Source organism: Klebsiella sp. P1CD1, assembly GCF_003790505.1.
GTDB classification, from domain to species: domain Bacteria; phylum Pseudomonadota; class Gammaproteobacteria; order Enterobacterales; family Enterobacteriaceae; genus Klebsiella; species Klebsiella variicola.
Window position 1 is genome coordinate 905,906 of sequence record NZ_CP033631.1, and the last position, 21,691, is coordinate 927,596.

The following is a 21,691-nucleotide window of genomic DNA, read 5'->3' on the forward strand; positions in this document are numbered from 1 at the left end:
CGGCTACGGCTGCAGCACGGCGCTGGCCGAGGCGCCCATGCGGAACAGCGCCGGATCGGGATCGCTGACGGCGATTTTCACCGGGAAGCGCTGCGAGACGTGAACCCAGTTAATGCTTTTTTGGATCAGCGGCAGCCCTTCGATGACGCTCCCGCCTTCGGGCAGGACCCCGGAGCCGACCGAATCGACCACCCCGTTAAAGGTCCGGTTGTGGTTGGTCATCACGGTGATCCGCGCCGCCACGCCGGGGCGAACGTTGTTCAGATCGGTCTCGCGGAAGTTAGCGATCACATACCAGCGGTCGTCATCCAGCAGGGTAAAGACCGGCTTCAGCGCCGAGGCGTACTGGCCGACGGTGGTTTTCAGCGCCACCACCACGCCGTTGAAGGGCGCACGCACTTCGGTAAATTCCAGATGCAGTTCGGCGAGGGCGATTTGCGCCAGGATCCCGGCGCGTTGTGCCACCATGGCATCCACGCCGGTCACGGCCGCCGAGGCCTGTCTGGCCTGCAGCAGCGTGGCCTCCAGCTCCGCCCGCGCCGCTTTCTCAGCGGTGCGCGCCTGATCGAGATCTTCCTGGGAGGCAAACCCCTGCGGCACCAGCGGCTCAAGGCGGGTGCGCGTGGAGGTGGTCTGCTTGACCAGCGCTCTGGCGCGCTCGACGGCGGCCGCCACCGACTGGGCGTTATACTCCTGCGCTTTGATGGTGCGCTGGGTCAGCATGATCTGCGCGTCGAGGGTCGTCAGCCGCGCTTTCGCGTCATCGAGCATCGCCTGATAGGGACGGGGGTCGATGCGGAACAGCAGATCGCCTTTTTTCACCCGCTGGTTATCGCGAATGGGCATCTCCACGATGCGTCCGCTGACCTCGGGCACCACATCGATGGTATCGGCATAGACATAGGCGTCATTGGTCTCCGGCGAGGTTTGCAACTGCCAGATAACCAGGATCAGCGCCAGGATAGCGGCAAGGACCAGCGCCAGCAGAGGCCACTTTTTGCGTAACAGGGGAGTGCGGGAAGTTGTCATAAGCGATCAGTGAACAAAAAACAGAAACCACAGCAGCGTGGCGAACAGGAACATCAGCGCGACATAGCTGAAGACCAGAGGAGAAAAGCGCGGCTGCCAGCCTTTACGGGTAATCAGGATATGGCAGGGGATCAGTAAAAACGCACCGCCCAATAAGCAGAAAAACCAGCCGGGGAACGCGGCGCCCAATACCGGGATCGCGGGCGAAAGTGAGCAGCCAGAAAGCGGCAAGACGAGCAGTAACCGCGCCGGGCGGGCGATGGTGGCAATATGATTCAATAGAGCATCCCTGAGTGATCATACCAGTGTGTGATGAGTGTAATCGCCTCGTTGCGGGAATGAAAGTCAACGGATCGCCGACTGCGGGATCCTTACCCGATGGGAAAGCATGATGTGAGGCGCCAATTCCCACGCTTACGCGTAGTCAGCCGCGACGTGTAGGACTATGCTTAGCCTGAAACATAAAAAAAGAACGAGGCAATGTCATGGATAAGGAATTACTGGAAGCGGGCTACCGGGCCTACACCGGAGAGAAAATCGACGTCTACTTTAATACGGCGATCTGTCAGCATTCGGGGAACTGCGTGCGCGGCAGCGCGAAGCTTTTTAACCTGAAGCGTAAACCGTGGATTATCCCGGATGAAGTGGATGTGGCGACGGTGGTAAAAGTGATCGATACCTACCCGAGCGGCGCCCTGCACTATCGTCATAAATAAGCGAGGAGAAGATGGAAATACTGGAAGGGCACAACAAGTTTTATGTTAACGACGCGCAGGGAAACCAGGTGGCGGAAATTGTTTTTGTTCCCACCGGCGACCACCTCAGCATTATCGAACATACCGATGTTGATCCCAGCCTGAAAGGCCAGGGCGTGGGGAAACAGCTGGTGGCGAAGGTGGTGGAAAAAATGCGCCAGGAGCAGCGGAAGATCATCCCTCTCTGCCCGTTTGCCAAACATGAATTCGATAACACCCGCGAATACGACGATATTCGCGCCTGACGTACCGGCACCGGTGCCAACCGGTGCGCTTTTCTCGCGCCATCAACGATCCGCCGGATCGCGCTGATGGGAAAAGCGGCGGATCAGATCCGGGAGATGCTCGCGCCGCATCGGCGGTGAAAACAGATAGCCCTGGAAACGGTCAATACCCAGCGATTTTAACTGCGTAAACTTCGCCAGCGAATCCACCCCTTCCGCCACGCAGCGGCTGCCGCTCAACTGGCAGTAGTAGGCCAGGCTTTTTATCAGCGCAAGCGCCTTCTGATCGTGCTGAGCGTCGTTGACGATACTCATATCCAGTTTATAGGCATTGAAGTGCAGGCGACGCGCCGGAAAGATGACGCTCCCCTGAGAAAAGCAGTCGTCCAGCATCACCCGCACGCCAGCACGTTGCAGTTCCTCCACCTGGGCGGTGGATCGGCTCTGACGGCGAAAATCGATGGTTTCAGCATATTCCAGCACCAGCCTTTCCACGCCCTCTGGCTGCCGGAGCTGCTGGCGAGCGGCTTCCACCATCCGCAGCAGGCTATCGCTGGCGGCGAGCGAGGAAGGAATATTGACCGAAAAATAGAAAGTACCCGGATGCTCATTAATATTCTGCACGGCCTCCTGCAGGACAAAGGCCGTGAGCAGCAGCCAGGCGTAGTCGGCGCGGAACTGCGGCAAAAAAGCCTGCGGATGGAGAACCTGGCCGCGGTGGCGCCAGCGGATCAGGATCTCCACCCCCTGTAGCTGTGAGCGACTATCGACGATAGGTTGAAAAACCGGGAAGACCTGGCGATCGTGGATCGCTTGTACCCATTCCTGTTCAAACGCCGACAGTGAGCTGGCGGATGAGCGCGGTAGCAGCGTACGCGGAAAGCGGGGGGCCAGATGCGGGTGATATTCCACCAGCTTTTTCACCCCGGCCAGCCGCTGGGTGTAGAGCGTTTTCTGGCTCAATCGGAGACGCCGGGCCTGCTCGCCTATCGTCTGCCCTTGCAGCAGGGCGAGGATCACTTTGAACTCGGCATGGCTCAATCCGGCGGCTCGTTTGTCGTTGAGCAGGGCGGCTTCACTGGCAAGCCGCTCAAGTCGCGGTGCGTTCTCCAGCCGATCGGCCAGCTCCGTGCAGGACAGATCGGCGGGGGCGGTATGGACGTTGCGCAGACGATCCGGATGGCTCACCTGATAAAGCAGCGTTTGCCACAGCCAGATGGCCGGGCTGCGGCTCAGAATCAACATCGGTAACGGCTGCAAGGCCTGGTCGAGCAGCCTTGCCGCCTGGCGCAGCGTGGTGAGCATCCACAGGGGATCGTCAGGGAGAAACACCACGATCCGCTTCACGGCGGTCAGCTCCCGCAGGGACACGCCCTCGACCGGCAGCTCAACGGGCCGCTTCGCGGCGTTCACCATCAGCTGGCTCAACCCGCGGGCGGCCAGCGAGCAGGGTGAGAGGATATAGTCGGTCATCATTGATAGACAAAGGTGATGCCGATGATCGACTGCACGTTGCCGGCAGTGACCTGGCCTGTGGTCCGGGCATAGGTTGCCGTCAGACCGAGATTAACTGGCGAGGTACTGACGGTGCCCAGCGAGACCGTGCTGTTCGCCGGCACGGCGCTGCCGTTGCGGGTCAGCTGAACGCCTATCCCCTGCGCCGGTGAGGCGGAGGCGGTATTGGTGAAGATCGCGTTGGCGCTATCCGCGGTGGTGCCGGAGAGGTAATACCCCAGCTGCTGGCTTTGCGCGCAGTGCACGGTGAGCGGCACGGCCATCGATCCCGGGTAGTCGGGGAGGGTGACGGTGACATCGCGGGCGGAGACATCGCAGCCGCCGGTGGGGACCACCACGTCGTTGTTGGCGTAAATGTTCCAGATGAACTGGAAGGAGTCGCTATTATAGTTGTTGGTCTGATGCAGGATCAGCACCGCGATTAACGATCCTGCGGTGATCGCCACCCCACCGGCGGTGCTGACCGGCGTCAGATACAGGACGGTGGGCCAGGGCTTATCGGTCCGTGAATCGTAAACCACCCGCGCCGTTTCCGTGGTGGTCGGGAAGGGGTAAGAGGTGCCGTTATATTTCACGGTGCCGGAGAAACTCGACAGCACGCCGCCGTAGGCGGATCCGCGCTGCAGGGTGACGTAGTCAGTGATCGTTTCCGGATAGTCGTTATGGCAAAAAATCTGCGTGGAGAGGTCGACCACCAGGTTTTGCCCGACGTTAACCGCCGGTGTCAGATTTACGTAGACGTTGGCTGACCCGCCGCCGATGGGGATCGTCGCCCCGGTGGCCGTTTTGCAGGCAAAGGACCAGGCGTTCATCGACCAGCCCAACAGCAGCAGGGTGGTGAACAGGGGGATAATTTTTTTCATCATAATGCTCTCCTGGCTCAGGCGTAGGTATAGGTGACGTTAATCACCGCCTGAATGGTGCCTTGCGTGGCGCCGCCGTTGACGGACAGGGCTCTAACCTGCAGCGGGAAGCGAGCGGACTGGCTGGCCTCATCCACCTGTACCGACTGGCTGCTGCCATTGTTCAGCGTGGTGCCGTCCTCGCTCTGCAGTTCGAGCTGAATATTGCCCGCCGTTCCCTGGTTTTTGTAATAGCCGGTACTGTCCGCCGTCCCGCTGAAGGTGGCCTTCACCCGTGAAGTACCCACGGGGCAGTTACTGAGATCCAGCGCCACACTGTGCCAGGCCGATGCCGAGCCCGCGCCGATCAGGCTAAAGGTATAGAGATCGCCCAGCTCGACGGTGGCATTGACGGTGGAAACCGTGCAGGGTCTGGCCACCACCTTCCCGTTGACGGTGAGGGTGACGTCGGCCGCCCGCAGGGAAGCGCTCGCGGTTAACAGGCCGGCCAGCAGCCAGCCCACGTGGGTCCATTTCATTTCAGCCTCCGCTTACTGAAATTCCAGCGTGAATGTCGCTGTCGCATTGACATGCCCGGCGGTGACGGGCACCTGAGTGGCCATCAGACGGGCGTAAAAGTTGAGAATGTTGGTCTGGCCCGGCGTCAGCGTGGTCCAGGACATGGCTGACGACGGCGCATTGACCGGCAGCCGGGACTGCTGCTGATCGAGAATTTCCACCCCCATTCCCGCCGCTGCCGAGGCGCCGGCATCGAGTTTTAACAGGCTGGTGTTGACGCTGTCCGCCACGCCGGTGAAACCGACCTTCACCGCGGTGACGGAAGTGCCACAGGGCGACAGCACGATGCGGAACGGCACCGGCGGCGTCGTCGCCCCGACGGCATAAAACTGCTTCGCGGCGTTGTCCTGAAAATCGACGGTGAAATCCTTCGACTCGCCGGCCACTGCGCAGGCGTTGTCGCGCACATAGCCGCTGATGGTGATCGTGCTATCGGCAGCGAAGGCAAACGGCGTCACCAGGGTGAGCAGGGCGCCCAGCAGATACTGCAGTGTTTTCATCATGATCTCCTTAGCGGCACGCGGCCGACAGCTGGCTGAGCGCCTGCTGCTGACTCTCCGGCGGCAGACGATAATCGGCCACGCACTGAGCGTCCGGGCCATCGCCCCATTTCACTCGCACCTTGCCCGCCAGCGGCATCCCGCTCAGGTAGACCTGGCCGTTATCCGCGACGATGCTGCCGCTCTGGTTGCTGTCGCCGGTGGCGAGGGCGCCAAACGGCACCGGTTTGCCGCGATGGGTCAGCGTCATCAGGATCTTCATTCCCACCTGCGCGTTAAAGTTGGCGCGGACGATCGCCCCATGGGTCGGCACCACGCTGACCACTGCATCATCAAGGTCGACATTGTCTGCCAGGGTGTTGGTGTCCAGCGCGATCCGGTTTTCGCGATACTCGGTGGCATAGGGCAGGACGGCATACCCGCGCCAGTCGGTGCGTACCCCGGTCTGGTTTTCCACCTTCACGCCGCCGGCGCCGGGGGCTTTCACCAGCACCACGGTATCGTTCAACGGCTGGCTCAGGGTGATGCCGTTGGCGTGCGCCAGCACGCCGCCGCTGACCCCGTAGTAGAGCTGTTTAAAGCCGTCGCTGCGGCTGTAGCCGACGTTGGCGTTGCCGTAGCCGCCGCGGTAGTTGAGCGCCGTATAGCCTGTGCTCCCGCTGTCGCCGTTGCCGCCGCCCGCATAGCCGGTCTGCACGCTATAGCTGAGGTTGTTGTCTTCCAGCAGGGTGCCGTACAGGCCCGCCAGGTTAGTCATGCGGCCATTGAGATCGTGCGACAGGCTGTAGCTGGCGCTGGCGTGCCGCCAGACTGAGCGGCTATCGGAACGCAGCCAGTGGCTGAAGGGGATATTGACGTTGACCGCCAGCATCTGATCGCGCCCTTGCTGCCAGGCGTTTTTGGTCAGGCTGTAACTTAGCGACCAGTTGATATCGTCTACGGCGGCGTTGAGGCCGGCCTGCAGCTGCTCATCGGCATCGTCGGTGCCCCAGTAGGTCTGGTGGCTGCCGCTGAGATAGAGGGTGGCGGTGCGCCCCAGCTGCTGGGTCACGCTCAGTTGCACCTTGCCGCGCTTGCTGTAAGCCAGATTGTAGTAGTCGGTAAATTTGGGTTTCACCTGGATAACGCCGTCCTGAGTTTCCACACTGTAGCCGCTCATCCGGCGGTAGGTGGTATCGGCAAAGTTATAGTAGCCGCGGGTGGAGTAGCGGTAGCCCACCAGCTGCAGGTTAGTCCCGGTCTCATCCAGGGATTTGTTATAGAGGAAACGCACCGACTGTCCCTGATGCTCGCTGTCGTCCGCCAGCGTGGCGTTGGCCTGGGTGATATCCAGCGACAGGGCGCCGAAATAGCCCATGTTTTTCCCCACCCCAAGGTTAAAGGCGCGATAGCGGTCCGCCAGCTGAGTGCCGCCGTACAGGGTCCAGCCGGCCGGCAGGCCATGCATGGCCGTGCTCTGGAAAAAATCGGGCGTTTCCTGTTGGCTGTTGCCGCTGCGGTACTCCCCGGCGGTGAGGGCGAAGCGGGTATGGCCTTCACGCTGCAGCACCGGCACCGTTGACCAGGGCACGCTGAAGACCTGGCGGGAGCCATCCGCTTCTTTAATCGTGACCTGCAGATCGCCGCCATTGCCCGCGGCGTAGAGATCGTCGATGGTAAACGGCCCCGGCGGCACTGTGCTCTGGTAGATTTCATAGCCGTTTTGTTTGATTGACACCTGCGCCGTGCCGCGGGCGATCCCGTGGATCACCGGCGCGAAGCCTTTCTGGCTGTCCGGTAGCATATTGTCGTCCGAGGCCAGCTGGGCGCCGCGGAAGTTGATCCCGTCGAAGACATCGCCGTTGGTATAGCTGTCCCCGAGGGTCAGCCGCGAACGCAGAGGCGTGATGTCCCGCTCAAGCCAGCTGTTAACGTGCTGCCAGCGGTTTTCACTGGAGGAAGCGCTGCCGCTGCCGCTACTGTAGCTCCACGTGCTGTTATCGCGCAGACGCCAGGCGCCAACGTTCAGGCCGCTCTGCAGATTCAGATAGGCGTAACGGCTGCTGCCACCCGTGGTGTTATGGACGTTATTGCCCGTGAAGTTATAGTTAATCAGCCCGGCGGTGATACCGTTATCCCACAGCTCCGGCGGAATATAGCCGCGCGCGCGGGTGCCCATAAATGCCTGAGGCACGGTGAGATACAGACGCTGTTGGCCGACGTCGAAGCGTGTAGTGGCTTCGCTGATAAGCGTCGTTAGCGGCACGCAGGCTGCGCTGTCCAGCATCGCCATGCCCGGCACCCGACCGGTATCCACGCCCATGCTCGCCAGCTGGCCGCGCGTCAGACAGGGCGACAAGCCATGGCCCTGCGCGTCGGCCTGGAAAGTGACGTCCCGGGTGGTCATAAAACCATTGTTGAGATAAATATCGACGCGATAGGTGCCTGGAGGCACCTCCTGGCCTTTTTCAAATCCCGACAGGTCAGCCACCGCCGCCGGATCGTCAGCTAAGAAGCGGGGGTTAAAATAGAGGTCCGCCCGCGTGGCAAACGGCTGTGAGCAGAGCCACAGCGTCAGCGCCGGCGTAATCAGGCGCCGGGCGCTTCGGCAACCCCAATGGTCCAGTCCATATTTTCGATGTGACATAATCCCTCCGGTCCGACGTTGCCCGGCTGTCAGTGCTTCTGGTCATGCGCAGCGTGGCCCGCGCGGCGGGGTACTCTGGGTTAACGCAGTACGCCATTCATTTTCGGCGTCAGCGCGCCGTAATCGTTAATCGTGCGATAGGTGATGGTGCTCCCGGCATCCGCGGGCAGCTTGACGCTGGTTTTGCCCATCGGCGGCACGAGGGCGTTTTCCAGAATGCGCGTCCCGGCGTTCAGTTCGGTCACCGTCAGGTAATAAGGGGTGGGGTTCGTCAGCGTCAGCGACGATCCGCTGCGGCTAAAGGTCAGCTTTTCCGCCGCCTGATCCGGGGGCAGGGCCAGTTTTCCCGGACGGTAGTAGAGCTTGATGCGGCTGATAATCGCCAGCTGCAGGGTATTGTCGCTGAGCTTGGATTTATCCATCGAGGGGATCGCCTTCACGTTCATCCAGAACAGGCTTTCCCGATCCTGCGGCAGCTGGTTATTGGTGGCGTCGATAATGCGCAGGGTGTTCTCTTTTTTGCCCTGCATGGCAAACAGCGGGGGAGTGATGACAAACCGACCGTCTCGCTGACCATCGGCATTTTCCACCCATGACTGAATAAGCCAGGTGCTGTTGTCGTCATTATTGGTCACCGCGAGCTGGACCTGCTTCTGTCCCGCCGGGTAGATAACCCGGGTCGCGCCCAGCGCGACGCCCGCCTGCGCGCTGGCGCTCAACGCACCGGCGACGAAAAGTAAACATCCCGCCAGTATGCCGCGTGTCGTCGTTGCCATTTTTCTCACGTTATCTCCTTGTCTGCTCACCGTGTTGTCCTGTTTGTCTGCGGATTAATTACTGATAGGTCAATGAGAACCAGGCCTGGGCGTTGGCCGCGCCGCCGGTGACCTGGCGTCCGGTCGCCCGATATTTGGCGACAAAATTGAGCGTCGTCGGTCCGCGGTAGAGCGGCACCCAGCGGTCGGGCGGACGATTGAGCGGCAGCTGCTGGCCCTGACTGTCGAACAGCGCAATGCCAATCCCGCTGGCGATCCCCGGGCCTTCGCCCACCGAGAGCACATCGGGATTTTTACCATCAGCCACGCCGTGAAATGCCACCCCCACATGCTGGCTGACTGCGGTACTGCAATCCTGTAAATGAATCGCGAAAGGGATCGGGTTACTGTCTTCGCCGACATCATGAAATCGGTTACTGCTGATCTGCCCCAGATTGACCGTCATCTGCCGATCGCCCGCTTCGACGCGGCAGGAACTCGCCATAATCAGGCCCTGAAAACGCATGCTGCCCCCAGGCAGCGTGACGTTCCACTGATTACCGGCCAGGGCCAGCGGGGGTAGTAGCAGCAGCAGACCTGATTTCATTCCCTGCATCGTTTCACTCCAGTTGGAAATAGAGAGCGGGCCCTCCTGGCCCTGATTGCCTCCCTGCGTGGATCGGGCCTTACTCGTATTGCACTTTGAACGTGGCATCCGCGTTCGCCGTACCGGCGGTCGCTGCGCCGGTCGCGTAGTAACGCGCCTGGAACGGGATGATGTTGGTGCCGTCATTCAGCGTGGTCGCGGCACTGAAGGTGGCCCCGTCCAGCGCCAGCGGCGTGCCGGTGCTGTCGAGGATCTGCACGCCAACGTTGGTTGCGCCGCCGGCGGCAGAGTTTTGCAGTGCCAGAACGGTGGTGTTGCTGCTGTCGATAGCGGTACCGGAGAAAGCGACAGAAGCTTTGGTCGCCACTGTGGTGTCGCAGTCATCCAGCTGAATGTTGAAACCGACGGAGGAGCTGGTGCTACCTGCGGTGGCAAGTTTCGCGGAACGCACCTGACCTAACTGGACGGTTTGATCGATAGAGCCGGCATCTACCGCACAGGCCGCATTGACGACTTCCCCTTTAAAATGCACTGTCCCGCCGTTGACCGTGGTGGTATCGGCCAGCGCCGCCGCGGAGCTCAGGGACAGGGCTGACACAACAACCATTGCCAGTGTTTTGATTTTCATACTGTTTTCCTTTGAACGATGTCGAAATAACGAACCGGATTGGCAGCCGATGTGCCTTCCAGGCATGTCAGATTTCAGCCGAGTAGTCAGGCTGCCGGCTCTGCACAGTTTTTACCCAACTGATGAGACAATTGGGGCCATTTTGACTCGTTGGGATAAATGATCTGTTTTTGGTTTTTGACTGGTTTATTTGTGGTTTTAAATTCTGTTTATTTGGCTTTTTGTGGGTATATAATCTGGAGTGGTGGGCGGGAGTGCAAAAGGAATAGCGATGGCGCTGGCGAAGGATCGCCGGTGCAACGGGAGTATGGTGGGAGAAAAGTGAGTGATTGCGTGATTAAAAATATATAATAATCAATAAACTATGATTTTTTCTGCAGAAATATAGCGCGGTGAGTTGCAAAACATTACAAAACATTTTTATGATATAAACAGTTTGGCCCCAATTGACCTGTTAGCAATTGATTTTATTGTATTAAATCAATCGCTTAAATCATTTTCCTTTGACAGGCCTTTTTCCTCTAAAAGATTATTTCTTTCCCAAATCCCGGCAAAACGCGCCGCATTGCTGGCAGTGTAGCGTACCGTGTGACGAATATTACGATGTCCCAGATAATCCTGTATCAAACGGGTATCTGTACCTCTTTCCGCCAGTTCATAGCCGCAGGCGTGACGCAGCATATGAGGGTGCGTGTGCGTAACGGTGCCCGCATTTTCACCGGCGGATCGAATAATACGATATGCCTGCTGGCGTGAGAGCGGCGTACCGCGACGAGAGATAAACAGCGCGTCGGTTTTTGCCGCCGCTTTCCAGCCGGCGCGGACCTGACTCCAGCGTTCGATTGCCTCGCGCTCATCAAAGCGCAGCGGATGAATAGTCGAAAAACCGTTCTTAAGCCGCCGCACATTGACCCGTCCTTCATGCAGATCCAGATCGTGATAGTGCAGATCCAGCAGTTCGCTGATGCGCATGCCGTGGCGAAAGGCAAGCAGGATGAGGCAGTAATCCCGTTCACCGGTTGGGCCCTGGCGAGCGGCCTGCATCATTGCCTGAACTTCTTTGGCGGTAAGAAAACGACGTCGGTTCACAATATTAGCTCCTGAAAAAAGGATGAATGACCGTCACGGCGAAACCTTACGCCATGACGAAAAGAATGCGTAATGCTAAAACGTTGTAGGGTGAAGTTGATTAACCACGAATAGATAGCACATTACATTGACTGATACTAAAAATATCGCCGGGCGATAATTCTTAATTTTAAAGATTTTAATCGTTGTCTCAATAGCCTCTCCAGATGTTATCGCCAGGTGCATAAAATAAAAGGATTTTTTTCTGGCGCACGTTGTCATTAAAAAAACGGTGCGGAAATTTTACTCGAGCAATAAATAATTCGGTCAAATCCAGAATGAACGCAGGGTTAAATTGACGCGGAGCTGGCAGGAATAAATAAGAACTTGCGGGAACAGTAATCATAATTAACGCAGGGTTAATGATAATAAATGTTATAATTTGCGAGCAGGTTGCGAGACAACGCCATCCTTGGCGTCAAGGTTATTGGATCAAAGACGATCGCTGTTTGTCGCGCGTATTGTCCCAGATGCCATAGAAACGTCCCGCGTTGCTGGCGGTATACCAGACGGTATGGCGGATATTGCGATGCCCAAGGTAATCCTGGATCAAACGGGTATCGATCCCCATATTGGCCAGCGCAAAGCCACAGGAGTGACGCAGCATGTGTGGGTGGATCTCCAGCGGTAATCCCGCCAGATCCCCTGATGAGGCGATAATCTGATAAAACTGCTGGCGAGAAAGGGGATTACCTTTGCGGGAGAGAAACAGCCATTCGCTGGCTGCCTGCGGCCAGCTGCTGCGAATGGCCAGCCATCGCTTTAGGGCGTGGATCTCTTTCTCCAGCAACGGATGGGTAGTTGAAAACCCCTTTTTGAGTCGATGGATGTAAACGCAGCGGGCAGCAAGGTCGATATCCGATATTCGTAGACGGCAGATCTCGCTGGCTCGCAGACCGTGAATGAAGCACAGTAATGTCAGGCAATAATTCCGTGCGGCATAGAGACCGGTATCGGCGGCTTTAAGTAAAGACTCGATCTCATTCTGAGTCAGGAAGTTCCTTTTTTTTATATCGGCGTTATTCGTCATGGTTTTCCCTTTTATTGCAGGCATATTTTTCTCTTTCCAGGCCTGCGTCAGGTCATTGTTAAATTCGACTGCCTTTTTATTTTGAAACGGCGTGCTGATAACGTTTTAATCTCATACGAAAGCGTTTCACCTGGTGAAGGCAAAATCTGAATGCTATCGCTGAGTGAGCGTGCGGTATCATAGGCTATCTCCATCGCCACCGATAAGGCGCCGCAAGCTGAAGGGTAAAGAAAGGGTTAGCGGGTTGAAGTGGCGTCGCTTTCCTGGTGGTTTCCACGTCCTGTACATCCCTGATCCTCTTGATGATGCCCGCATGATGATGAAGGCGCGGGCTTCCGGCCGCGGCAAGGCGGCCATCAATGCCGTCATGATTTATTGCCTGCCTGCTGGACATCATTGCGCCAGCAAACCAACCTCCCGCGCCAACAACCTTCGGGAATAGCATGAGAAATTTCTCAGACAGAATACAACTCTGCATCGTCTGGATAGCATTCACTGCAAAACTACAACAGTGATTAAACCATACTGCAAAAAGCCTGGGGATAATAGCCATTGTCTGTATGAGGGCACTTTACGCTGTATTTCAGTAATTCAGTTTAATCTAAAGCATGTGGTCGAAGTGGAGTGGTATCAGGCACGGTAAGCGCCAGTGGCGGCGATATTAGTGGGCTGGAAAAAAGGGGGATATGATGAGGACCGGGATACGGTCTGAGGGGGCGCGGGAATATTCTGCGCTATGCTAAGAATAAGGCGCATGCCACAAATGTCAGCCAGACAACTGAAGTATGAGGGGGCGTTAAAGGCTCCGGCGGCGGGAGGAATGACGTCCTGGAGACGCCAAAACCTCAGTTTCACCATTTTTCGTCACGTGCTTCCTGGCGACCTTCGCGGCGGTTTTCCCGTTTATCGTGACGGCAGCTGGCGTTGCTTTGATTGTTATTGCGGACGCATTCCTGCTTGGTATCACGACCTTGCTCGCGGCTATCCTGTCGGATATCGCGGGCGTCCTGGCGTTTGTCGCCACGCCAGGTCGCCTGCGCCGAAAACGATGGCGCCAGCAGCGCGACGCAGACCAGGGCAAGTAAGCCTCTTTTCATGGAGATGGCCTTCTGTTTTTATAAACACAATAAATAATTAGCAGGTAATTATAAAATTATCATATAGCTTAAGTGAGGATAGCACAAAATGCGTCGCTGCCAGCGATAACGTTGTTTTTTATTAAATGAATTCGTCGTTTCTGATGTCTATGTTTTTATTGTGTTTTAATGCGATATAAGCAACATAACTTTTGGATGAGTCGTAGATATAATGAATTATTTGGCTTGATATTAGTCAAGTGAATTAAATACGTCTGTTGTGAATGATTAAGTCGCGTGCAATATTTACCGCATGAGTTTTTTCTCATCTCATAAGCCAAATGGATAAACAAATAAAAGGAACTATATTATGAAGCGTTTAACTGTTGCTGCAGCAGTCCTGTCCACCGTATTTATGAGTGCCGGTGCTTTTGCGGATACTGACCAGGGTGAAGTTATTATCACCGGACGCGTTGTGGGAACCACGTGTCAGTTTCTTGATGGCAACAACTCTACCACTATTACGATGAACCAGGTCGGGCAGGAAAGTCTTGCAAGTCTGGGTGCCGGCGCCACCTATACCGGCATTAAAAACAGCACCACGGTGCCATTAAAATTAAAATGTACCGGTGCTGCGCCGAAAATCAGCCTGGCACGTAACCAGTTTGATACCACTTACCCGAACATTACGAAAAATACCGTAGCGGGTGGCGCATCCGGCGTCGGCTTTGTGGTGACAGCGAATGACGCCGAACTAAACGCCAACTCGCTGATTCCTCTTAATGGGGATCCTGATGAAAACGGTGTATATACCATTGATTTTTCAGCACAGTATGCGGTGGTGGCCGCAGGTAACGCAGTCACCCAGGGCGATGTTGAGTCAACCCTTACGCTGACCGTGGTAACCGAGTGATGCTGTCACCCGGCGAGACGCAGGGCGTTCGCCGGGTCTCTGTTTACATGGAGTGAAAGAGATGAAAGGATTCATTCTGCTGCTACTGACCTTTTTCATTATCCCCGCGCAGGCGGGTATTGTGATCTATGGGACGCGCGTTATTTATCCGGCCGGTAAAAATGAGGTGATGGTGCAGTTAATGAATCGCGGCGATCGCGGCGCCCTGGTACAGGCGTGGATCGACGACGGTAATACTTCCATTGCCCCGGAAAATATCCGCGTACCTTTTCTTATTTCACCGCCGGTGGTGCGCGTCAGAGCCAATACCGGTCAGCAGCTTAAAATAAAAGCATTATCCAATACGTTACCGCAAAATCAGGAAAGTTTATTTTATTTGAATGTCCTCGATATCCCACCCAATGCCAGCGTGAATGATGGTAAAAATGTGGTGAAATTTGCGATCCAAAATCGAATTAAGTTGTTTTATCGCCCGGAAGGTGTCGCTGGCGTTACGCAGGCCAGTTTTCATCATTTAGACCTGCAGCAAAAAGGTAAAAATGTACTGCTTAAAAATAACAGCGCAAACTGGATAACGATCCCTGAAATTAAAGTGAATAATGTGAAAGGAAACAGTAAAGCCATTATGCTGGCGCCATTTTCACAGCAAATGATCACCCTCAGCGGCAGCGTTGCCAGACAGTACAAAATAACTCTTATTGATGATTATGGAAATTATATTAGTGATAGCATCAGCGTAAAATAAAAAGAGGTGGTTATGTTAAGGATGACATCACTGGCCCTGGCAATTATTGCATCATTATTTGCTGAAGCCCTGGCGGCAGAAGAGACCTTTGATACCAACTTTATGTTCGGCGGGATGAAAGGGGTCAAAGACAGTCACTATCAGTTTACAGATGACGCACCGATTGCGGGTGAATATAACCTGGATGTGTATGTCAATAACAAGTGGCGTGGGAAATATGACCTGACAGTGAAGGAGCAGCTAGGGGAAAGCTGCTTGTCACACTCCCAGCTGCAGCAGCTCGGTATTAAAGCCGAGAGGCTGGACAAAAAGGATCTGGCGCAATGCATCACGCTACGCGAGGCTGTGCAGGGGGGGAAATATCATTTTGATATCTCCACCCTGACCCTCGAGCTCACTGTCCCGCAGGCGTTTGTTAATGAGCTGGAGGCGGGCTATGCTTCCCCGGAAAGCTGGGACCGCGGGGTCAACGCCTTCTATACGTCCTATTATGCCAGTCAGTATTACAGCGATTATAAAAGCGCCGGGAATAACAAGAGTACCTTTGCCCGTTTTACCAGCGGTTTAAATCTCCTGGGATGGCAACTGCACTCTGACGCCAGCTATAACAATAATGATTCTGGCGCCGGTGAGTGGAAAAGTAACACCCTTTATCTGGAGCGAGGCTTCGGCGAGATAGAGAGTACGCTGCGCGCTGGCGATATGTACACATCAGGCGATATATTCGACACTGTGCGCTTTCGCGGGGTGCGCTTATATCGCGATATGCAGATGTTGCCCAACTCCAGACGCAACTTTACGCCGATCGTCCAGGGGATTGCGCAAAGCAATGCCCTGGTCACCATTGAGCAAAATGGCTTTGTCATTTATCAGAAAGAGGTGCCGCCCGGTCCCTTTGCCATCGCTGATTTACAGATGGCCGGCGGCGGGGCCGATCTTGACGTGAGCATCAGAGAAGCAGACGGGACGGTCACCAGCTATCTGGTTCCCTTTTCTTCCGTTCCCAATATGCTGCAGGCAGGCGTCTCGAAATACGATCTTGCTGCCGGACGCAGCCATATTGAGGGGGCCGATCGGCAGGCTGATTTTATCCAGGGGACCTATCAGTATGGTCTGAACAATCTGCTGACGCTGTATGGTGGTTCGATGCTGTCGAATCACTATTCGGCTTTTACCCTCGGGACGGGCTGGAATACCTGGCTCGGCGCTATTTCCGTCGATGCCACCCAGTCGCACAGCGAGCAGGATAACGGCACCTATGATGGACAAAGCTATCAGGTGGCTTACAGTAAATTCCTCACCCCAACCCAGACCCGTTTTGGCCTCGCGGCCTACCGCTATTCCAGCCGCGATTACCGCACCTTTAACGATCACGTGTGGGCGAAGAACAGAACCCACTATCACCGCGACGAAAATGATGTCTACGATATTGCCGATTATTATCAATATGATTTCGGCAGGAAAAATTCCCTGTCGGCCAGTTTGAGTCAGGCGCTTCCGGCGGGCTATGGCGCGATTTCCCTGAGCGCCCTGTGGCGCGACTACTGGGGAAAAAGCGGCAGCAATAAAGATTATCAGCTCGGCTACTCGAATACCTGGCAGCGGCTGACCTATACGCTATCGGCTAGCCAAACCTATGACGAATATCATCACCAGGATAAGCGATTTAATCTTTATTTCTCCATTCCGTTCAGTTGGGGGGACGACCTGACCGCGCCGCGCCGTCGGTTGAATCTGTCTAACTCCACCACCTTCGATAACAGTGGCTTTGCCTCCAATAACACCGGACTGAACGGCATTGCCGGCTCCCGCGATCAGTTCAGCTACGGCGTTAATCTCAGTCATCAGCAGCAAAATAATGAAACCGCTGCCGGGGCCAACCTTACCTGGAATGCCCCGCTGGCCACACTGAGCGGAAGTTACAGCCAGTCGTCAAACTACACCCAGGCCAGCGGAAGCCTGTCCGGGGGCATGGTGCTCTGGTCCGGGGGCGTGAACTTGGCGAATCGGTTATCAGACACCTTCGCGATTTTGCAGGCGCCGGGGCTGGAGGGGGCTTATGTCAATGGTCAGAAATACCGCACCACCAACGGGAAAGGGATCGTGCTCTACGACAACCTCACGCCGTTCCGTGAAAACGCCCTGATGCTGGATGTGTCGGATTCCCACAGTACGACGGAACTGAAAGGCAACCGGAAAATGGTGGCTCCGTATCGGGGGGCTGTGGTGGTCAGCCACTTTGATACCGACCAGCGTAAGCCGTGGTTGATTCATGCCCGACAAGCCGCGGGTGAGCCGCTGCCGTTTGGTTATGAAATCGAGGACAACCGGGGGCAGAATGTCGGGGTCGTGGGCCAGGGCAGCTTATTATACATCCGCACGGATACTGTTCCGTCGACGCTGAAAGTGGCTGTTGATAAAGCAAATAATCAGTACTGCACGATCACCTTTAAACAAACCATTGATGAAGAGCAGACCTATGTCTGCCGGTAAAGGAATATTACGATGAGATGGCTACTGTTTCTGCTATTCACCTTCAGTACCTTTGGCGCCTGGGCGGGGAACTGCGACCTGAACACCAGTCATATCCAGAAAGGGATTGAGGGGTACGGTACCTATATTTTCAAACCCGTCACCCTCTCCGGTACTCTGGCGTTACGCGAAGGCACCTTTACCAATGATGACTGGCTGTTTGTTTGTCAGTCATTACAGAACGTCGTGATTACCCTGACAGGAGAAGCGCAGCACAGCACCGAGTATAATTTCCTGGTGGGCCACGAAAAATATAAAATTAAATTCGACCTGTCGCCGCATAATATTTCCGGCACCGATTTGACCGAAAAAATTCACTATAAATTGTCTGACATTTTTAATGATACCGCCTCGATTAGCTATGCCATCAGTAAGGGAGAGGTCGCAGGCAGGCCGGTGATCACCCCCGGTCAGCCCTTTACGGTAAGTTATAAACTCAATCTAAGATATTGTCAGAATAAGGATAAAGAGTGCACCGATATCCCCATTACCTATATTTATCATATCATTTTGCAAATCAACGTGATGACCTGTGGTTTTGAGAATCCGACGACGGAAATCAACATGGGTGAATATAATTTCATCGATATTAAACAGGGAACCGTAGCGTACCGCCCGGAGGTGATCTATATCGACTGCCGCCAGGGAGAGTCCGGTGTACTGGAACTGACGCCGGGCAAGATTGAGTACTCGTTCAGGAGCGCATCGGGACTGAAAAACGGCCAGGTGTTAGCTAACGATGAGGAATTATCTGCCACCGGCGCCGGTGAGGTCGGGTTCCATATTCAGGATGCCAGCGGGGCGGATATCCAGTATGACAATGGCTACCTGTACGAAACGCCTCAGGAAGCCGTGCACGGCAAAAACCCAATTACCCTTAATATCAAGCCAATGAAGTATGGCGAGAATATACGTACCGGGGAGATGAAAAGCCGGGTCATCATCGTGGTCAACAATAACTAACCCCGCTTTGCCTGTCGACGCCAGCCCAGGCTAATGTTATCTCTATCTGTTAGGGGGCATACCGCTTCCCCTGGCCGACAGGGCAGGCAAACGGTTCGCCGCCCGGTGAGATAAACTCTTTACGCAATGGCATAATGATGAATACTCCGATTGCGCAGCGCGACTGGCGCCTGCTGGCGGCCGGGAGCGGCGGGCTCCTTCTGCTGGTGGCCGGCATCATGTTGCACAGCCACTGGGGCGATTTTCTCCAGTGGTGCCTCGCCACCCAAATAACCTTACATCGCTATCTGGTGATGTATCTTTTACTGCTGAATAATCACCAGTACAGCGGCGGCGTCTGGCTGTTAGTGGGCGCCTTTCTCTACGGCGTGCTGCACGCCATCGGGCCGGGTCACGGCAAGTTTATCGTCACGACTTACCTGAGCACCAACCCGGAGAGCCTGATGGCGGCGCGGGTGGTGCCCTTTCTCGGCAGCCTGTTGCAGGGCGTCAGCGCCATCCTCTTTGTCTTTATTCTCGCGGTAGGACTGAATCTGGCCGCCGGCGATCTCAGCGCCAGCCGCTGGTACGTTGAGAAGATCAGCGCCCTGACCATCGGCGCCTTTGGAATTTACATTATCTTTCGCGCGCTGCAGAACCTGGGGCCGGGCAAGAGAGTGATTCGCGCCATGACGCCGGTGCATCAGCATGATGCCTCGTGCGGCTGCGGGCACCACGGCGTGGGGCACAACCTGCACGGCGCCGACTGGAAAACACGCCTTGGCGTGGTGCTGGCCATCGGCGCCCGCCCCTGCAGCGGGGCAATCATGATCTTGCTGTTCGCCAACGCGCTGGGGATTGTCAGCTGGGGCATCGCCGCGGTGATGACCATGGCGCTGGGCACCGGACTTTCGATCCTCGGTCTGTCACTGACGGTGCACTATGCCCGTCACCGTATGGCCAACAGGCTGACGGTGGGGAGTCGTCCGCGGCCCTGGCTGGTGCCGCTGGTGAAGATCCTCGGCGGGCTGGCGCTGATCCTCTTTGCCGCCGGGTTGTTTTTCACCGTGGTGCCGATCAGCGCCAACGGCGACTTTATCGCCGCCGGCTGTTAACGACTTTCCAGCAGGTGCATCAATACCCGCAGCGCCTGATCCAGTTGCAGGCGTTCGCTGTCACTGAGTCCTGCCAGCAGCTGCCGTTCATTATCGACATGCGTTTCCACCGCCTCATCGATCCGCTCACGCCCGACAGGAGTCAGGGCGACCAGCATACTGCGGGCATCCTCCGGGTTCGGCAGGCGGGTAATAAATCCGCGTTTCTCCAGCGCCTTCAGGCGATGAGTCATGGTGCCGGAGGTGATCATCAGCGTGGAGAAGAGCTGGGTCGGCGAAAGAGTGAAAGGGGGGCCGGCGCGGCGCAGCGTCGCCAGCATATCAAACTCCCAGCGCACCAGATCGTGGCGCGTAAAGGCCACTTCCACCTGCGGCTCCAGCAGCATGGCGCATCGTTTCAGGCGGCCTATCGGTCCCATTGGGCTGCAGTCCAGATCCGGTCGCTCCCGCTGCCACTGGGCGAGAATGCGATCCACGGCGTCGATCGCGGGTGATTTGTCCATCAGTGCTCACTTGTCTTGATATCAAGATACTTGTCGGTACATACTTCAGTCACCAATTTAGCTTGAAGTGAAGATAAAATCATGGCTTTTCTCTCACGTAGTCTGATGATCGACTTACTGCTCACCGCGCTGGCGCCCGCTATCTGGGGGACGACCTATATCGTCACCTCCCAGTTCCTTCCTCCCGATCGGCCATTTATCGCTGCGCTGCTGAGGGTGTTGCCGGCAGGCATCGCCCTGCTGATCTGGAGCCGTCGTTTCCCGCAGCGCGGCGAGTGGGCAAAGCTTATCGTTACCGGCATTTTAAATATCGGCGCTTTCCAGGCGCTGCTGTTTATCGCTGCCTATCGCTTACCCGGTGGACTGGCGGCGGTGATTGGCGCGATCCAGCCGCTGCTGGTGATGCTCCTCGCCTGGTGCGTTGATCGGCAGCGCTCGCCCTGGCTGGCGGTGTTCTCCGCCATCGCCGGTATACTCGGTATGGCCATGCTGCTGCTGTCGCCGCACACCGTCCTCGACCCGCTGGGGATCGGCGCGGCGTTTCTCGGCGCGATCAGTATGGCGCTGGGCACCTGGCTCTCCCGCCGCTGGGCGCTCTCCTTGCCGATTGTCGCGTTGACCGGCTGGCAGCTGGCGATTGGGGGAGTGGTGCTGGCCCCGGTGGCGCTGATCGTTGACCCCCCTCTGCATCAGGTGACAGCGCTGCAGGTCGCAGGCTATCTGTGGCTGTGCGTCGCGGGCGCCATGCTGGCCTATGGCCTGTGGTTCCGGGGGATTGGCCGCCTCTCGCCGGTGGCGGTGTCGGCGATGAGTCTGCTGAGCCCGGTGACCGCCGTGGTGCTGGGATGGATTTTCCTTGGACAAAAGATCCAGGGGATGGCGCTGGTGGGGTTGATCGTGGTGCTGGCGAGCGTGCTGTCTATCCAGCGCGCGCTGGCGCGCCAGGCGGCGGGAGCAAAAACGAAAAAAGCCCCATAACGGGGCTCGACATTGCTGCGTGCGGGGGGGGCGGCGGGAGCCAGACCAGCCACCCGCAGGCGGCCTGTCCGGCAGCTCCCTCTGCAACCATTCGCTTATTTAGACAGCTCGGCGGTCATATGGACCTGGTTGCCGGTGTACGCTTCGGTGATGTGGTAGGAAGCGCCTTGTTCTTTCGCAATGGTCGCGATTTTCGCTTCTGCGCTGTCCAGGGTGTCGGCAGTCACGCTCACCGGATGCGCGAAGCTAGCAAAAGAAACCAGGGAGAGCATACCGGCAGCGGCGAGTAATTTTACGTTTTTCATGGTGTTTGTCCTTTTAACTTTTATGGTGGAAAGCGTGTTTGCTTTCGATGGACTTATAATAAGCCTGCTAACTATAACGTGCGTTGCAAAAAGTGCGATTTAGATCACATTTTTATGGCGGTTTGATGGCGGAAATATGATTGTTTATCGATTTTTTAATTTAAAAACAATGGATTAATGATTTGTTTCTGGAAGGGGATATCACATGGGCTGCCCTTGTTCAGGGAGAGGAATGCGCCTCATTCATGCTTTCATCATTCGTTGTATGAATGGTTTGGTGCTGTTTTCACCACCGCAAAGGCAGATTCAGACTTATCGCGATGGCCTTCCGAGGGCTTTTTCTGCATGCTGTTGCGGTCACTTT

General features: G+C 56.3%; 24 protein-coding genes. 9 read left to right on the forward strand and 15 right to left on the reverse strand.

The window, feature by feature from the left end; translation table 11 throughout:
- Positions 1-3: 3 nt before the first annotated feature.
- Positions 4-1,029 carry a multidrug transporter subunit MdtN gene (gene mdtN / locus DTA24_RS04585; RefSeq protein ID WP_008806390.1) on the reverse strand — a complete coding sequence of 342 codons (1,026 nt, stop codon included), beginning with the start codon at positions 1,027-1,029 and terminating at the stop codon, positions 4-6.
- Positions 1,030-1,035: 6 nt separating this feature from the next.
- Positions 1,036-1,308: a YtcA family lipoprotein gene (locus tag DTA24_RS04590; protein ID WP_008806389.1), complete on the reverse strand. Its 273-nt coding sequence runs from the start codon at positions 1,306-1,308 to the stop codon at positions 1,036-1,038.
- A 206-nt stretch (positions 1,309-1,514) separates the two neighbouring features.
- Here DTA24_RS04590 and yjdI point away from each other — a divergent pair, with 206 nt between their 5' ends.
- Together yjdI and DTA24_RS04600 are read left to right on the forward strand one after the other, a co-directional pair.
- Positions 1,515-1,745 carry a 4Fe-4S mono-cluster protein YjdI gene (gene yjdI, locus DTA24_RS04595; RefSeq protein ID WP_123836577.1) on the forward strand — a complete coding sequence of 77 codons (231 nt, stop codon included), beginning with the start codon at positions 1,515-1,517 and terminating at the stop codon, positions 1,743-1,745.
- Positions 1,746-1,756: 11 nt separating this feature from the next.
- On the forward strand, positions 1,757-2,029 hold the full coding sequence (locus DTA24_RS04600; protein WP_008806388.1) for a GNAT family N-acetyltransferase: 273 nt from the start codon (positions 1,757-1,759) through the stop codon (positions 2,027-2,029).
- 42 nt (positions 2,030-2,071) lie between these two features.
- Here the strand turns inward: DTA24_RS04600 and DTA24_RS04605 are convergent, their stop codons facing one another.
- From DTA24_RS04605 to fimB, 10 genes are all read right to left on the reverse strand, one after another.
- Entirely contained in the window at positions 2,072-3,484 is a 1,413-nt protein-coding gene (locus DTA24_RS04605) for a cyclic diguanylate phosphodiesterase (RefSeq protein ID WP_023323248.1), read from the reverse strand.
- Positions 3,481-4,386 (reverse strand): fimbrial protein, encoded by a 906-nt coding sequence (locus DTA24_RS04610; RefSeq protein WP_012540615.1) that lies wholly within the window; start codon positions 4,384-4,386, stop codon positions 3,481-3,483. The genes DTA24_RS04605 and DTA24_RS04610 overlap by 4 nt, the downstream gene beginning before the upstream one ends.
- A gap of 17 nt (positions 4,387-4,403) precedes the next feature.
- Positions 4,404-4,889: a fimbrial protein gene (locus DTA24_RS04615; protein WP_074194464.1), complete on the reverse strand. Its 486-nt coding sequence runs from the start codon at positions 4,887-4,889 to the stop codon at positions 4,404-4,406.
- A gap of 27 nt (positions 4,890-4,916) precedes the next feature.
- Positions 4,917-5,444: a fimbrial protein gene (locus DTA24_RS04620; protein WP_012540617.1), complete on the reverse strand. Its 528-nt coding sequence runs from the start codon at positions 5,442-5,444 to the stop codon at positions 4,917-4,919.
- 10 nt (positions 5,445-5,454) lie between these two features.
- Positions 5,455-8,070: a fimbrial biogenesis usher protein gene (locus DTA24_RS04625; protein ID WP_123836578.1), complete on the reverse strand. Its 2,616-nt coding sequence runs from the start codon at positions 8,068-8,070 to the stop codon at positions 5,455-5,457.
- An 80-nt stretch (positions 8,071-8,150) separates the two neighbouring features.
- On the reverse strand, positions 8,151-8,855 hold the full coding sequence (locus tag DTA24_RS04630; protein ID WP_012540619.1) for a fimbria/pilus periplasmic chaperone: 705 nt from the start codon (positions 8,853-8,855) through the stop codon (positions 8,151-8,153).
- Between the two features lie 49 nt (positions 8,856-8,904).
- Complete coding sequence (locus tag DTA24_RS04635) at positions 8,905-9,441, reverse strand: fimbrial protein (RefSeq protein WP_012967260.1); 537 nt, start codon at positions 9,439-9,441, stop codon at positions 8,905-8,907.
- 70 nt (positions 9,442-9,511) lie between these two features.
- Positions 9,512-10,060: a type 1 fimbrial major subunit FimA gene (gene fimA / locus DTA24_RS04640; protein WP_008806380.1), complete on the reverse strand. Its 549-nt coding sequence runs from the start codon at positions 10,058-10,060 to the stop codon at positions 9,512-9,514.
- Between the two features lie 480 nt (positions 10,061-10,540).
- Entirely contained in the window at positions 10,541-11,149 is a 609-nt protein-coding gene (gene fimE, locus DTA24_RS04645) for a type 1 fimbria switch DNA invertase FimE (protein WP_012540621.1), read from the reverse strand.
- A 463-nt stretch (positions 11,150-11,612) separates the two neighbouring features.
- Positions 11,613-12,218, reverse strand: coding sequence for a type 1 fimbria switch DNA invertase FimB (fimB, locus tag DTA24_RS04650; protein ID WP_012967261.1), 606 nt, complete (start codon positions 12,216-12,218; stop codon positions 11,613-11,615).
- Between the two features lie 244 nt (positions 12,219-12,462).
- Between fimB and DTA24_RS27960 the strand changes: the two genes are divergently transcribed.
- Complete coding sequence (locus DTA24_RS27960) at positions 12,463-12,660, forward strand: hypothetical protein (RefSeq protein ID WP_153242724.1); 198 nt, start codon at positions 12,463-12,465, stop codon at positions 12,658-12,660.
- 409 nt (positions 12,661-13,069) lie between these two features.
- Here the strand turns inward: DTA24_RS27960 and DTA24_RS04660 are convergent, their stop codons facing one another.
- Complete coding sequence (locus DTA24_RS04660) at positions 13,070-13,315, reverse strand: hypothetical protein (protein ID WP_008806377.1); 246 nt, start codon at positions 13,313-13,315, stop codon at positions 13,070-13,072.
- Between the two features lie 349 nt (positions 13,316-13,664).
- Here DTA24_RS04660 and yehD point away from each other — a divergent pair, with 349 nt between their 5' ends.
- The 5 genes from yehD to DTA24_RS04685 all read left to right on the forward strand — a co-directional run bounded on the left by yehD (position 13,665) and on the right by DTA24_RS04685 (position 19,541).
- Positions 13,665-14,207 carry a fimbrial protein YehD gene (gene yehD / locus DTA24_RS04665; protein ID WP_008806376.1) on the forward strand — a complete coding sequence of 181 codons (543 nt, stop codon included), beginning with the start codon at positions 13,665-13,667 and terminating at the stop codon, positions 14,205-14,207.
- Between the two features lie 61 nt (positions 14,208-14,268).
- Entirely contained in the window at positions 14,269-14,952 is a 684-nt protein-coding gene (locus tag DTA24_RS04670; protein WP_012540626.1) for a fimbria/pilus periplasmic chaperone, read from the forward strand.
- Between the two features lie 12 nt (positions 14,953-14,964).
- Positions 14,965-17,445 carry a fimbrial biogenesis outer membrane usher protein gene (locus DTA24_RS04675; protein WP_123836579.1) on the forward strand — a complete coding sequence of 827 codons (2,481 nt, stop codon included), beginning with the start codon at positions 14,965-14,967 and terminating at the stop codon, positions 17,443-17,445.
- 12 nt (positions 17,446-17,457) lie between these two features.
- Positions 17,458-18,447, forward strand: a complete 990-nt coding sequence (locus DTA24_RS04680) for a fimbrial protein (protein WP_012967263.1) — start codon at positions 17,458-17,460, stop codon at positions 18,445-18,447.
- A gap of 137 nt (positions 18,448-18,584) precedes the next feature.
- A complete protein-coding gene (locus DTA24_RS04685; protein WP_032691458.1) occupies positions 18,585-19,541 on the forward strand; it encodes a nickel/cobalt transporter in 957 nt (318 codons plus the stop codon).
- On the opposite strand, the gene DTA24_RS04690 is transcribed toward DTA24_RS04685, so the two are convergent.
- Positions 19,538-20,044 (reverse strand): MarR family winged helix-turn-helix transcriptional regulator, encoded by a 507-nt coding sequence (locus tag DTA24_RS04690; protein WP_012540630.1) that lies wholly within the window; start codon positions 20,042-20,044, stop codon positions 19,538-19,540. The two genes, DTA24_RS04685 and DTA24_RS04690, sit on opposite strands and share 4 nt — an antisense overlap.
- A gap of 81 nt (positions 20,045-20,125) precedes the next feature.
- Between DTA24_RS04690 and DTA24_RS04695 the strand changes: the two genes are divergently transcribed.
- Positions 20,126-21,022, forward strand: coding sequence for an EamA family transporter (locus tag DTA24_RS04695; RefSeq protein WP_012540631.1), 897 nt, complete (start codon positions 20,126-20,128; stop codon positions 21,020-21,022).
- A 95-nt stretch (positions 21,023-21,117) separates the two neighbouring features.
- Here DTA24_RS04695 and DTA24_RS04700 read toward each other — a convergent pair whose 3' ends face one another.
- Positions 21,118-21,327 (reverse strand): DUF1471 domain-containing protein, encoded by a 210-nt coding sequence (locus DTA24_RS04700; protein WP_002916131.1) that lies wholly within the window; start codon positions 21,325-21,327, stop codon positions 21,118-21,120.
- Positions 21,328-21,691 lie beyond the last annotated feature (364 nt).

Bases quoted from the DNA above. Each gene is read 5' to 3' on its own strand.
- mdtN (WP_008806390.1), bottom strand. From the start codon at position 1,029: ATGACAACTTCCCGCACTCCCCTGTTACGCAAAAAGTGGCCTCTGCTG.
- yjdI (WP_123836577.1), top strand. From the start codon at position 1,515: ATGGATAAGGAATTACTGGAAGCGGGCTACCGGGCCTACACCGGAGAG.
- DTA24_RS04600 (WP_008806388.1), top strand. From the start codon at position 1,757: ATGGAAATACTGGAAGGGCACAACAAGTTTTATGTTAACGACGCGCAG.
- DTA24_RS04605 (WP_023323248.1), bottom strand. From the start codon at position 3,484: ATGATGACCGACTATATCCTCTCACCCTGCTCGCTGGCCGCCCGCGGG.
- DTA24_RS04610 (WP_012540615.1), bottom strand. From the start codon at position 4,386: ATGAAAAAAATTATCCCCCTGTTCACCACCCTGCTGCTGTTGGGCTGG.
- DTA24_RS04620 (WP_012540617.1), bottom strand. From the start codon at position 5,444: ATGAAAACACTGCAGTATCTGCTGGGCGCCCTGCTCACCCTGGTGACG.
- DTA24_RS04625 (WP_123836578.1), bottom strand. From the start codon at position 8,070: ATGTCACATCGAAAATATGGACTGGACCATTGGGGTTGCCGAAGCGCC.
- DTA24_RS04635 (WP_012967260.1), bottom strand. From the start codon at position 9,441: ATGCAGGGAATGAAATCAGGTCTGCTGCTGCTACTACCCCCGCTGGCC.
- fimA (WP_008806380.1), bottom strand. From the start codon at position 10,060: ATGAAAATCAAAACACTGGCAATGGTTGTTGTGTCAGCCCTGTCCCTG.
- fimB (WP_012967261.1), bottom strand. From the start codon at position 12,218: ATGACGAATAACGCCGATATAAAAAAAAGGAACTTCCTGACTCAGAAT.
- DTA24_RS04660 (WP_008806377.1), bottom strand. From the start codon at position 13,315: ATGAAAAGAGGCTTACTTGCCCTGGTCTGCGTCGCGCTGCTGGCGCCA.
- yehD (WP_008806376.1), top strand. From the start codon at position 13,665: ATGAAGCGTTTAACTGTTGCTGCAGCAGTCCTGTCCACCGTATTTATG.
- DTA24_RS04670 (WP_012540626.1), top strand. From the start codon at position 14,269: ATGAAAGGATTCATTCTGCTGCTACTGACCTTTTTCATTATCCCCGCG.
- DTA24_RS04675 (WP_123836579.1), top strand. From the start codon at position 14,965: ATGTTAAGGATGACATCACTGGCCCTGGCAATTATTGCATCATTATTT.
- DTA24_RS04680 (WP_012967263.1), top strand. From the start codon at position 17,458: ATGAGATGGCTACTGTTTCTGCTATTCACCTTCAGTACCTTTGGCGCC.
- DTA24_RS04685 (WP_032691458.1), top strand. From the start codon at position 18,585: ATGAATACTCCGATTGCGCAGCGCGACTGGCGCCTGCTGGCGGCCGGG.
- DTA24_RS04690 (WP_012540630.1), bottom strand. From the start codon at position 20,044: ATGGACAAATCACCCGCGATCGACGCCGTGGATCGCATTCTCGCCCAG.
- DTA24_RS04695 (WP_012540631.1), top strand. From the start codon at position 20,126: ATGGCTTTTCTCTCACGTAGTCTGATGATCGACTTACTGCTCACCGCG.
- DTA24_RS04700 (WP_002916131.1), bottom strand. From the start codon at position 21,327: ATGAAAAACGTAAAATTACTCGCCGCTGCCGGTATGCTCTCCCTGGTT.